12 protein-coding genes and 1 pseudogene are annotated in these 12,434 nt (G+C 41.0%); 5 read left to right on the top strand and 8 right to left on the bottom strand.

Going from position 1 to position 12,434, the window contains the following annotated elements:
- The first annotated feature begins 15 nt into the window (after positions 1-15).
- The 5 genes and pseudogenes from greB to msrA form a co-directional block, all read left to right on the top strand.
- Complete coding sequence (gene greB / locus MIS45_RS05710) at positions 16-507, top strand: transcription elongation factor GreB (protein WP_249446214.1); 492 nt, start codon at positions 16-18, stop codon at positions 505-507.
- 113 nt (positions 508-620) lie between these two features.
- Complete coding sequence (gene pepD, locus MIS45_RS05705; protein WP_249446215.1) at positions 621-2,087, top strand: beta-Ala-His dipeptidase; 1,467 nt, start codon at positions 621-623, stop codon at positions 2,085-2,087.
- 246 nt (positions 2,088-2,333) lie between these two features.
- On the top strand, positions 2,334-3,467 hold the full coding sequence (nrdB, locus tag MIS45_RS05700) for a class Ia ribonucleoside-diphosphate reductase subunit beta (RefSeq protein ID WP_249449600.1): 1,134 nt from the start codon (positions 2,334-2,336) through the stop codon (positions 3,465-3,467).
- A gap of 135 nt (positions 3,468-3,602) precedes the next feature.
- Positions 3,603-3,923 carry a class I ribonucleotide reductase maintenance protein YfaE gene (yfaE, locus tag MIS45_RS05695; RefSeq protein ID WP_249449819.1) on the top strand — a complete coding sequence of 107 codons (321 nt, stop codon included), beginning with the start codon at positions 3,603-3,605 and terminating at the stop codon, positions 3,921-3,923.
- Positions 3,924-4,217: 294 nt separating this feature from the next.
- Positions 4,218-5,159, top strand: a pseudogene (msrA, locus tag MIS45_RS05690) (peptide-methionine (S)-S-oxide reductase MsrA); the annotation flags it as partial.
- 73 nt (positions 5,160-5,232) lie between these two features.
- Here msrA and MIS45_RS05685 read toward each other — a convergent pair.
- From MIS45_RS05685 to pyrB, 8 genes are all read right to left on the bottom strand, one after another.
- Positions 5,233-5,853 (bottom strand): GDSL-type esterase/lipase family protein, encoded by a 621-nt coding sequence (locus tag MIS45_RS05685; RefSeq protein WP_249449818.1) that lies wholly within the window; start codon positions 5,851-5,853, stop codon positions 5,233-5,235.
- 35 nt (positions 5,854-5,888) lie between these two features.
- The gene (locus tag MIS45_RS05680) at positions 5,889-7,004 is read right to left on the bottom strand and encodes a pseudouridine synthase (RefSeq protein WP_249449817.1); all 1,116 of its coding nucleotides are present in this window, start codon (positions 7,002-7,004) and stop codon (positions 5,889-5,891) included.
- A 156-nt stretch (positions 7,005-7,160) separates the two neighbouring features.
- Positions 7,161-8,078 (bottom strand): tetratricopeptide repeat protein, encoded by a 918-nt coding sequence (locus tag MIS45_RS05675; protein ID WP_249449816.1) that lies wholly within the window; start codon positions 8,076-8,078, stop codon positions 7,161-7,163.
- Between the two features lie 194 nt (positions 8,079-8,272).
- Entirely contained in the window at positions 8,273-8,722 is a 450-nt protein-coding gene (recX, locus tag MIS45_RS05670) for a recombination regulator RecX (protein ID WP_249441817.1), read from the bottom strand.
- 179 nt (positions 8,723-8,901) lie between these two features.
- The gene (locus MIS45_RS05665) at positions 8,902-9,606 is read right to left on the bottom strand and encodes a phosphoglycolate phosphatase (protein ID WP_249451310.1); all 705 of its coding nucleotides are present in this window, start codon (positions 9,604-9,606) and stop codon (positions 8,902-8,904) included.
- A gap of 90 nt (positions 9,607-9,696) precedes the next feature.
- The gene (gene fabI, locus MIS45_RS05660) at positions 9,697-10,488 is read right to left on the bottom strand and encodes an enoyl-ACP reductase FabI (RefSeq protein WP_249446224.1); all 792 of its coding nucleotides are present in this window, start codon (positions 10,486-10,488) and stop codon (positions 9,697-9,699) included.
- Positions 10,489-10,652: 164 nt separating this feature from the next.
- Positions 10,653-11,111 (bottom strand): aspartate carbamoyltransferase regulatory subunit, encoded by a 459-nt coding sequence (gene pyrI / locus MIS45_RS05655; protein WP_249451345.1) that lies wholly within the window; start codon positions 11,109-11,111, stop codon positions 10,653-10,655.
- Between the two features lie 9 nt (positions 11,112-11,120).
- Entirely contained in the window at positions 11,121-12,041 is a 921-nt protein-coding gene (gene pyrB / locus MIS45_RS05650) for an aspartate carbamoyltransferase (RefSeq protein WP_249445042.1), read from the bottom strand.
- Between the last annotated feature and the right edge of the window lie 393 nt (positions 12,042-12,434).

Below are 12,434 nucleotides of genomic sequence, written 5' to 3'. Positions count from 1 at the left end.
TATTGAGAGTGTGTGATGGCTGATAATCAACCAAATTATATGACACCTGCTGGTCATATGGCATTACAAAATGAATTGTATCAATTGGTTCACAAGGAACGTCCTGAAATTGTGCAGATTGTGAATTGGGCGGCGAGCAATGGCGACCGCAGCGAAAATGGCGATTATTTGTATGGCAAGAGGCGGATGCGTGAAATTGACCGTCGTATTCGTTTTCTAACCAAGCGTTTGGAAGGTGCTGTGGTCATTGACCCTGAACAGCGTGAGGCGACTGACCAAATCTTTTTTTCGGCTACGGTTACGATTGAACGTGGTACAGGCGTGGAGCAAACGATAAAAATTGTTGGCGAAGATGAAATTGATATGGCGCAGCATAAAATTTCATGGAAATCGCCTTTGGCGCGTGCGTTGATTAAGGCTCGGGAAGGAGATACGGTATGGCTGAATACACCTGATGGTCGAGAGCAAATTGATATTTTAGTGGTGGAATATATTAAAATTGATTAAAAGGCAGCCTGAAAAATATTTTTCAGGCTGCTTTCTTTGTCGTACATGCTTTATATCAAAGAAAATTATGCTTCATATTTTATAATATTATTTTCTGTTAAAGGTGAAGCAAAATGAATGATATAACTCAACTGAATCCACAAACTGTATGGCAATGGTTTGCAAAAATTTGTGCTATTCCTCATCCAAGTTATCATGAAACGGCATTGATTGATTATTTGCTCAAACGAGTTCAGACCGATGGCGTACAATATGGTTTACGTGCCGAGAAAGATAGCAAAGGCAATCTGCGCATTATTAAACCAGCTACTCAAGGTATGGAGAGTCGTGCAGCAGTGGCATTGCAAGCACATTGTGATATGGTCTCACAAAAAACTGATGATTCCACTCATAATTTTTTAACTGACCCAATTCAAACCATAATCAAGGACAACCGTTTTGTATATGCTGACCGCACCACTTTGGGCGCAGATAATGGTATTGGTTTAGCAATGGCTTTAGCAGTGGCATTCAGTCATAATATTGCACATCCTGAATTGCATATCATCGTTACTACAGAAGAAGAAACCAGTATGGGTGGTGCGAAAGCATTAAATCCTGAATGGTTTAACGGCGTACCTTATTTATTGAATTTAGATTCTGAAGATGATGCACAATTATTTATCGGTTGTGCAGGTGGTAGCGAAGTTGAATTTAATCAATACTATACAACACAGAAACAAACCGCTACAACATTAACAATAAAAGTATTTGGTTTACATGGTGGGCATTCTGGTATAGATATTCATAAATATCGCGGTAATGCCAATTTGTTATTGACTCGTTTACTGGCGCATTCCCATTCTGTTTCACCTATTAATCTTGTCTCTTTCAATGGAGGAACCGCTATCAATGCAATTCCTAGAAGTGCTGAAGCAACCATTGTAGGAGATATTCGAATTATTACTGCTGAAATTGAAAAATTAACCAAAATTATCCAATCAGAATTGCAATTTGTAGAAAATAATCTACAAGTAGAATGTATCACACATAAAAATACAAATGTTACAGCTCTATCACATACCGATACACATCGCATTTTAAATTTTGTGATGAGTTTTCCAAATGGTGTTGCACGTATGAGTGATAGTTTTGCTGGTGTAGTAGAAACTTCTATTAATGCTGGTATTATTTTGCTGAAAGAAGGTCAATTCACATTGCAATCATTAGCACGTTCATTGGGACAAACTCAAAAAGAAGCCTTTGTGCAACGATTAGCTGCATTAGCACAGTTAGCAAATATGAATATGAGTGTATTAGACGATTATCCAGGTTGGTTGCCAAATCCCCATTCTCCATTATTGGGTTTAGTACAAAATATCATGGCAGAACATTTTGGCAAAGAACCATTAGTGCAAGTCATTCATGCTGGTTTAGAATGTGGCTATTTGCGTGCCAAAGCACCACATACCGATATGGTTTCGTTTGGCCCAAATATTTTCAACGCTCATTCGCCAACTGAACATGTAGAAATTGAAAGCGTGCAAAGCAATTTTGCATTATTGCTGAAAATATTAGCAAATATTCCTGAACGTAAATAATGAATAATTATAGTACGGCATGAGTGAATGGCGTATTGTCACTCATGTCGTCTATGCATTTACTACGATACCACAAAATTTTGCTAGTTCCAATAATAAATATTATGTTAAATTAATTAAGTATACATAAAACAATGCCCCTAATTGGTATATTATTTGTACTCTTTCCCTTTATATCGTGCTTGTTTTACAATACGCCTAATTTCCATTTTTCGAGAAAAACCTATGCCTTGCGAACACTTGAATATGTATTACAGTACATTCAGTAAAACTCCTAATAATGCTTTACTTGAACCCATGTTTTTGGGGCAGCCTGTTAATATTGCACGTTATGACCAACAACGTTATGAAGTTTTTGAAAAACTGATTGAGAAACAAATCTCTTTTTTTTGGCGCCCAGAAGAAGTTAATTTATCACGCGACCGCATTGACTATGCAAATTTGCCAGAACATGAAAAACATATTTTCATCAGTAATTTAAAATATCAGACCTTGCTGGATAGTATTCAAGGACGTAGCCCAAATGTAGCTTTATTACCTTTGGTTTCGTTACCAGAATTGGAAACTTGGATTGAAACGTGGTCTTTTTTTGAAACCATTCACTCGCGTAGTTACACACATATTATTCGCAATATTGTTAATGACCCTTCGGTCGTGTTTGATGATATTGTGCAGAATAAATACATTATTGCGCGTGCGGAGGATATTGCGTGCTATTATGATGATTTAATTGAATATACACAATATTTCAATCTGTTAGGTGAAGGTGCGCACATCATTAATGGTAAAAAAATACTTATTTCACAACGAGAATTGAAGAAAAAACTGTATTTATGTTTGATGTGTGTGAATGTACTGGAAGCCATTCGTTTTTATGTATCATTTGCATGTTCTTTTGCTTTTGCTGAACGTGAATTGATGGAAGGTAATGCAAAAATTATTAAATTAATTGCTCGTGATGAAGCATTGCATTTGAATAGTACTCAACATATCTTAAACTTGATGCGTTCGGGAAGCGATGACCCTGAAATGGCAGAAATTGCGGATGAATTGCATGAGGAATGTTGTGAATTATTTAAAAAAGCAGCAGAACAAGAAAAAGAATGGGCTTCTTATTTATTCAAAGATGGTTCCATGATAGGCTTGAATAAAGATATTTTATGCCAATATGTAGAATATATTACCAATCATCGTATGATGGCTGTGAATCTACCACAAGCATTTCCTAATGCTACACATAATCCTATTCCTTGGATAAATGCTTGGTTATCATCGGATAATGTACAAGTTGCGCCACAGGAAGTGGAAATTTCATCTTATTTGATTGGTCAAATTGATGCGGAAGTTAGTACTGAAGATTTAGAACATTTTGAATTGTAAATTATAAGGATCTGTATTTTTAATTTTGATAAAAATCAATCAGTAATTTTATAAACACAGATTCTAAAAAGCAGCCTGAACGCTGTTTCAGGTTTGCATGCCGTATGCCGTACTAGTAGAGAGGAGCTGAATATCATGCCAAAAGTAACAACATTAGATGGTTCATTTGAATCATTTGCACACGAAACTTTATTGCAAGGCTTAGAGCGAACAGGTTATCAAGTGGAATATCAATGTAGAAGTGGTTATTGTGGAACTTGTCGCACTAAAATTTTATCAGGAAAAGTCTCTTATCCAGAACCGCATATAGCAGTGGTTGCTGAAAATGAGATTTTGCCGTGCTGCTGCAAAGTAGAAACGGATATTCAAATTGAATGTCGTAAACGTCCTGTAAATAAGGGAAATTGGATGGAGGCATCTTTGGCACAACGCCGAAAAAATAATTTCCGTTATTAATCCCCTACCCTTTCGGATTATTTTCAGGCTGCCTTTATTCAATAAGGCAGCCTGAAAAATTTTATTTTACTTAATAAAAAATCGTCTCGTGTTATAGCAACACGAGACGCAAAAGGAACACAAACCACTACCAAAATATCTGCATGCATTGCAACAATTTGCTGTCATGCAGTTGGCAAAACGAATAATACACATATCTGATAAACTTTGCAAATGATAATTGTTATTATTAATAATAAATTATCTAACTACATGATTTTTATTAAAAGAAAATTAATTTATAGAGAGGAAAATATGAATAAACAAATGATTTATTTAGCAGGTGGTTGTTTTTGGGGCTTGGAAGCTTATTTTCAACGCATACAGGGCGTGTTAAGCGTGGTTTCGGGCTATGCTAATGGTCGTACAGAGCATCCAACGTATGAAGATGTTTGTCATCGAGATACGGGACATGCGGAAACAGTTTGTGTGGAATATGATGCAGAACAAATTAGTTTAGATGATTTGCTGCGCCATTTTTTTCGTGTGATTGATCCAACTAGCTTCAATCGTCAAGGTAACGATGTTGGGACACAATATCGTACGGGGATTTATTATACGCAGCCTGAACAACGTGCTGCTGCTGAAATGGCTATTGCGCGTGAACAAGCATTTTATGAGCAAGCGATTGTGGTAGAAGTTGCACCTTTACAACATTTTTATGTTGCGGAAGATTATCATCAAGATTATTTGGATAAAAACCCAAATGGTTATTGCCATATTGATTTGTCTTTGGCAAAAGTACCACTTTCAGGCTGCTTTACTAAACCTGACCATGTGCAATTACGCGAAATGCTCACACCTGAACAATATTATGTTACCCAAGAAAATGGTACGGAACGACCGTTTAGCCATGAATATGACTATTTGTTCGATGCGGGAATTTATGTGGACGTAGTCAGTGGTGAGCCTTTATTTTCGTCATCAGATAAATTTGATTCGGGTTGTGGCTGGCCAAGTTTTTGTCGTCCAATTAGCAGTGTGGCGATTACCAATCATCATGACAGTAGCCATAATATGGTTCGTGTAGAAGTGCGTAGTCGGCAGGCAGATTCGCATTTGGGACACGTTTTCCCTGATGCGCCGCGTGAATTGGGTGGTTTGCGTTATTGCATCAATGGTGCGAGTTTGCGCTTTGTGCCACTAGATGAAATGGATGAACAGGGTTATGGTGCGTGGAAAGATTGGGTTAAATAAATCACGATAAATATACAAAGGCAGCCTGAAAAATATTTTTTGTATTTTTCAGGCTGCCTTTTAATTGATGATTTTAACGAAATCCTTCATCTGCCAAAAAATCAGCTAACTCTTCGGCAAATTGACGATACCCTGTGGCATTAGCATGTACCGTATCGGATTTTAATTTTTTGTCCCCCAAAATATCTGCCCATGCACCTTTAAGTAAAGGAATGCGATGTTGTGCGGCAATATCATCATACAAAGGATGTTCACTAACACGCCCAATTAATGCACCTGTGGTGAAATATGGAATGGCGACCAAAACAACTGGAATATTGGCAGATTGGATAATATCTAAAATTTTACCAATATTGACACGCGTACTGCTTTCAGGCTGCCTTTGCAAAAAATCATTGCCACCAATGCTAACAATGACCAACTTGGGTTCTTGTGCCATTAAAGGTGGTAAACGTCCCAATGCCTGTTCGCTGGTATCGCCCGATACCCCACCATTAATGACTTTCCAACCTGTAATGTCCGCCAGTTGCGTGGGGTAATCTTCGCCTTTGGCTGCACCATATCCTGCAGTAAGCGAATCGCCTAAACACAATACAGTGCTATCGCGTGCTAATTTGCTATTGCGTTTGCTGCCTTTGTAGCACGCACTAGCGAGTAAAGCAGCGGAAAGAACAAGAAATTGTCTGCGGTTCATGTTTTTTCTTTCTGTATGTTTTCAGGCTGCCTATCTTATTTACGACGGCGACGTTCCCTTGGTAAAAGCATATCTGCCCATTTCATAATATTAGCGACTTCAGCAAGATTCAGTTCATAAAATTGCCCACGTTTCAAACGATTGGGTAAGCCAATCGGTCCAAAGCCCACACGCACCAAACGGCTTACCGTGCAACCCAATGCTTCAAAAATGCGGCGTACTTCGCGGTTTCGTCCTTCCTTGATGATGACGTTGTACCATTTGTTCACACCTTCGCCGCCTTGTTCGTAGATGCGTTCCACACGCGCCAAGCCATCTTCCAACATCACGCCATCTGTGGTCAGCATGGCCATTTGCTCTTGCGACAATTCGCCCAACACGCGCACGGCATATTCGCGTTCCACTTCAAAGCTTGGGTGGGCAAAACGCTGCACCAATTCGCCCGAAGTGGTCAAAATCAACAAACCACTCGTATTGATGTCCAAACGCCCAATCGCCACCCAACGGCTGCTGGCGGCTTGCGGCAAACGGTCAAAAATGGACACGCGCCCTTGCGGGTCATCGCGCGACACGATTTCGCCTTCTTGCTTGTAATACAAAATAATGCGTGGCAAACGGTCAGCCCATTTCAATTTAATCGCGTTGCCTTTTACGGTAACTTGGTCATCGGGCGAAACTTTATCGCCCAAATTCGCCACTTTGCCGTTTACCAACACCCAGCCATTGCCAATCCACTCTTCCATTTCACGGCGTGAACCGACACCGCTCGCCGCCAATACCTTTTGCAAACGCTCAGGCTCAATGCGCGACAAATCGGTACGTTTTTCACGCAATTCTTGCACACGCTCTTGAATTTTCTGATTGGGGGCGCGTACCACCAATTTTTTGGCTTTGGACGCGCGTTGTTTGGGGGCTTTGGCGTATTCTTTGGGTTCGGAAATGGGGCGATTTTCGCGGTTTTCATGGCGAGCTGTGCCACGTTGCGAACGCGGTTTTTGCGTTTCCCATTCGTTTTCTTGTGGATTTTGGCGTTTCAGGCTGCCTGAAACGGGCTTTTTGGTGGATTTTGTGGATTTGGGCGCGGATTTCGGTTTTTGGCTGATGCCATCGCGGAATTGGCGTTTGGATTGGGGTTGATTGTTTTTGCTCATTTGAGTTACTCCATAATGTTTTCAGGCTGCCTGAAACATTCTTCTGTGGCTTTGGCGACAGGATTGTGTTTAAAAAATAAAATTGTACCGCAAAAACCAAAAAAAATCCCTGAAAAACAGGGATTTTTTATTTTCAGGCTGCCTGAAAGCCATTCATCATGATTTCACATCATTAAACCGAATCTGCTGTCCTTTTGCTAAACCGTCCAGCACCATTTTCGCTTTTTCATGACCTTGATATGCCGATTTTTCAAAACATGCCAACGCAAGGCTCAAATCCTTATCTGTTCCCTTGCCTTCATAATAAAAAATACCCGCATTGAACAGCGCATCTGCATCGCCTAAAAAAGCAGAATTTTGATAATATTCAAAGGCTTTTTTATCATCTGGCGCACCCAGCTTGCCAAGTTCATACAACTGCCCCAAAGCCGCCATGGCGCGTTCGTCATTTTTAGCCGCTGCTTGCTCAAAATAGGTTTTTGCCTGTTGATTGTCCACAGGCACACCATCGCCTGTCATATAAATCACACCCAAATTGAATGCCGCGTCCACATCCGACTTTTTTGCTGCTTTCTTAAATAATTCAATCGCTTTATTCATGTCTTTCGGCACACCATCGCCAAGCGAATACGCCACGCCCAAACTGTATTGTGCATGGACATTGCCTTTTTTGGCTGCCGCTTGCCATTTCGCCACACGCTGTTCTAGGGGCATAAAATGTTCGTCAATATGCGCTAACACTTTGCTATATTGAACCAATTTTCGGCTATCGGGATCTTTTGCCACGCCTTTGCGACATGTTTCTTTTGCTTCTACCAGCACATCGTTTTCAGGTGGTGCAGTATTCTCCAAAATGCGCCTCACCATTTTCTTGCAACGAATATAAAACGGTGAACCTTGCATTTGCTCATATGGAAAAACCCAATTCTTGGGTTCAGGTGTTTGTTCCACAGTTGCTTGCGCTGTTGGTGGGTTTTGCGTTGGCTCAACCGATTGTGCTTGATTGCCATCCGAACAAGCCGCAAGCATAAGTACGGAGACCAAGCCAAGAGATAAAAGTTGTTTGTTTTTCATCAAAAAATCTTTCTTTATTAAACTTTCAGGCTGCCTGAAACATTCTTCTGTAGCTTGCCCGACAGGATTTGTTAAAAAACAAAATTGTACCGTAAATAATGAAAAAATCCTTACCGTAGTCGTTTAAAATAGAAATTAAGACCAAGCGACAAAGCTGGCAACACAGTATTTTTATTTTAACTGACCGTGCCACCTTATTCTTCTTCGTCCCACGCGGTTTTCATCACCGCATGAATCGTATCCATATCAAAGCCGCGATACAGCAAAAAGCGGATTTGCTTTTGTTTTTCCGCATAATCTGCCGCAGGCTGCTTGAATTTTTTGCGCAAAACGTGTGCCGCATTTTCGCGTTCGGTTTCCTCATCAGGCAAATATTCGCACACCAAATCTTCGTCCACGCCTTTGCTGGCAAGTTCTTGTCTCAAACGCATCGCGCCATGTTTGCGGCTTTTGCTGTTAATAAATGCTTCTACATAGCGTTCATCGGATTGCCAATTTTGCGCGGCAAATTCGTTCAACACCGATTCTAATTCATCGGCATCTTCGGCATAAGGCGCGAGTTTGCGTTGCAATTCCAAGCGGCTGACTTCGCGGCGCGAGACAATGTCCATCGCGCGGGCGCGTAGGGATTTTTGTGGTTTCATAAGCCTATTATTTTGATGATTGCAGATATAGTAAATTAAAAAATGCAGCCTGAAAATTATTTACTTTCAATATGATAATTCAATTTGGGAAATATCATTGATGCACATATTTTCAGGCTGCCTTTTGTGTTAAATCTGTATTCATTATCCAAATACAAAAGCAGCCTGAAAACAAATCATTAATCGGTAACAGATTGCTGCACACGCAATTTTTCATAAATTTCAGGCAGCGAATCAATCAACCAATCGGCTTTGGTGGCTGGGTCGAGGCTTAATTCTTGCATATCGCCATAACCAAATGTTACGCCTACCGCGACACAACCTGCGGCTTTGGCAGCGATGATGTCGTTATGCGAATCGCCGACCATCAACATATTTTCACACGCAACACCTAAAACATCTGCCACATAACGCAAAGGTTCGGGACTGGGTTTGCGTTCTGGCAAAGTATCTCCCCCGACAACAATACTGAAATAATGGTCTAAACCCAAATCTTTCAATAATTTAACTGCTAATGTTTCGGATTTATTGGTAATGATTGCCAATGGAATCCCCAAAGTTTTGAGTAAGCCTAATCCTGCTTCGGTTTGTGGATAGGGACGCGTGGCGTTGGCAATATTGGCACCATAATGTTTGACAAATGCGGTAAATCCTTGTTGCCACAACGTTTCGTCGGCTTGACCGTTTCGGTCGTTGGTTAAAGTGCGATGCACGAGTATGCCGATGCCATCGCCGACATAACTTTGCACGGTAGCGGCTGGCAATTCACTCATACCCAGCGATACGCGCATGGCATTGGCAGAAGCGGCTAAATCGGGAATGGAATCTACAAGTGTACCATCCAAATCAAAGGCAACAGCTTGTACATGGTCAAGTTGCAACATTTTCTCTCCTATTTATTTTATGAATATTTCAGGCTGCCTGATGAGCAAAAGGCAGCCTGAAAAATATATTTTTCAGGCTGCATGAATCAATTATGCTTCATCACTATCATTCAAAGCATTGATGCTATAACCGCCGTCCACATAAGTGATTTCCCCTGTGATGCCAGAAGCCAAATCCGACAACAAGAATGCGGCAGCGTTACCCACTTCTTCAATGGTTACATTGCGACGCAATGGATTTTGTGCGGCAACATGATTCAACAGTTTACTGAAATCCGCAATGCCCGAAGCTGCCAACGTTTTAATTGGGCCTGCGGAAATCGCGTTGCAGCGAATACCTTCTTTGCCCAAGCAAGACGCGGTAAAACGCACGCCCGCTTCCAAGCTGGCTTTTGCCATGCCCATTACATTGTAATTTGGCACCGCACGCACCGCACCCAAATAGCTCAATGCCACGATGGAGCCGTTGCGACCTTGCATCATTGGGCGCGCGGCTTTTGCCAATGCGGGCAAACTGTATGCGGAAACTTCGTGTGCGGTATTGAATGCTTCGCGAGAAATGCTGTCCAAAAAGTCACCACTCAATGCTTCTTTCGGTGCAAATGCAATCGCGTGTACCAAGCCGTCCAAGCCGTCCCAATGTTTGCCCAAATCTGCAAAAGTTTGCGCGATTTCTTCATCGCTTTGTACATCGCAGCGGAACACGAGTTCTGAGCCAAATTCGGCTGCTAATTTGCGTACGCGTTCTTCTAATTTATCTACCACATAAGTGAACGCTAATTCTGCACCTTGTTCATGACAAGCTTTGGCAATGCCATAAGCAATGGAACGGTCTGAAATCATGCCTGTAATCAGGATTTTTTTGCCTTTTAAGAAAGCCATTAATGTATTCCTATATTGAAATTATTTTTGAAAAAAACGCTGCATTATAACGGATTTATATTTTTCAGGCAGCCTGAAACGGGAATAAAAATGTATCAAAATGAACAAGGCAGCCTGAAAAAATAGGTTTCAGGCTGCCTTTTTTCTTTATTTTTTATTCAATATCACGCTTCGGCAACTGATTTGCGGTCAAATGTTTTTTCGCAAAAATGACATTTTAATTTGGTTTCGCCATTTTGTTGTTTCACATAAAAACGACTGCGCACAGGTTCAAAATGGGAAGCACAGTTGGTATTAGGACAACGGAATACCTCGCTGATGGTTACAGGCAAAGTTAAGTGCATTTTTTTGGCGACTTGGTAATCTTGAATCAGATTAACCACCGCTTCGGGCGCAAACAGTGCCAAACGATTGGCATCGTGTTCGCTGAATGTTACGCCGCTGATTTTGATGATGTCTTTGCTGCCGCGTGTTTGGCTGGGTAAATTAAAACCAACGGTTACGGCTTCGCCATGATGTAATATTTTGAATTGGCGTAAAATCGTCAAACCCAAACCTGCTGGAATGCGGTCAATTACCGTGCCATTTTCAATGGCTTCAACGCTCATTTTGGTATTTTTCATCATGTTTCCTTATATTTCTTCATTTAAAATCAAAGATAAAATAGACATGCGCGCATACACGCCATTGGTGGCTTGTTCAAAATAATAAGCATGTGGCGTTTTATCTACATCGGGGTGGATTTCGTCCACGCGCGGTAAGGGATGCAACACGCGCATGGTGGGCTTGGCATTTTTCAGCATGGCGGCATTCAGATTAAATTTGCCTTGAATTTTGGCAAATTCTTCCGCATCAAAACGTTCACGTTGTACGCGTGTCATATACAAAATATCTGCCCATTCAGCAGCTTGTTGCAAATCGTTGCTGATTTGCCAGTTGCACCCTGCTTCGTCCAATTCATCGGTAATGTATTTAGGCATGGCTAATGTTGATGGCGAGACAAACATAAATTCGCAGCCAAATCGTTTTAATGCTTGCGCCAAAGAATGTACGGTACGACCGTATTTCAAATCACCACTCATGGCAATTTTTAGGTTTTTCAGGCTGCCTTGTGTTTCATAAATGGTTACTAAATCCAATAAAGTTTGACTGGGGTGTTGATTGGTGCCATCACCACCATTAATCACGGGAACGCTGGAAAATTCAGCGGTAATGCGTGCCGAGCCATCTTGCGAATGACGTTGGATAATCGCATCCACATAGCCGCTAATCACGCGAGCCGCATCTGCCAATGTTTCGCCTTTTTTTGCGCTGGTGTTGCCGCCATCGGCAAAACCAATCAGTTGCCCACCCAAACGCAAAACTGCGGTTTCAAAAGACAAACGGGTGCGCGTGGAAGGTTCATAAAAACACGATGCGATGAGTTTGCCTTTCAGTAAATCGCTGCGTGGATTTTTTTTCAATGCCAACGCGGTATCCAACAATAATTGCAATTCCTCTTGTGTGAGTTCTGAAATGGAAATCAAATGTTTTTTATAGAGCGGGTTCGCCATTTTTTATCCTCTCATTATGAATGGGCGCAAAAAAACCTGTTTTTTAATAGAAAACAGGTTCAGAAAAAATAGGAAATAAAAGAAAAAGAAATAACAGCGCATTTATTGCCAAATGCGTTTTTTAATGTGTGATTTACAACGATACGCGACATTTTTCTCTTTCGTTCAGACAAACGGCGCGGATTATAATCACTTTCAGGCAGCCTGAAAAGATTTTTTTGTTATTTTATGTTAAAAAATATTTTCAGGCTGCCTAATTAATAAAAGGCAGCCTGAAAATATCAAAATATAGTCGTTTCAAATTAAAATAGGACAAGGCGACAACGCCCGCCGTGTACGAGTAGTACATAAGGGCGTTGGCAACGCTGTACTATTTGTATTTGAAACGACTAT

This window comes from Wielerella bovis (assembly GCF_022354465.1).
Classification (GTDB): Bacteria; Pseudomonadota; Gammaproteobacteria; order Burkholderiales; family Neisseriaceae; genus Wielerella; species Wielerella bovis.
This window is presented reverse-complemented; position numbering and strand designations above follow the sequence as displayed.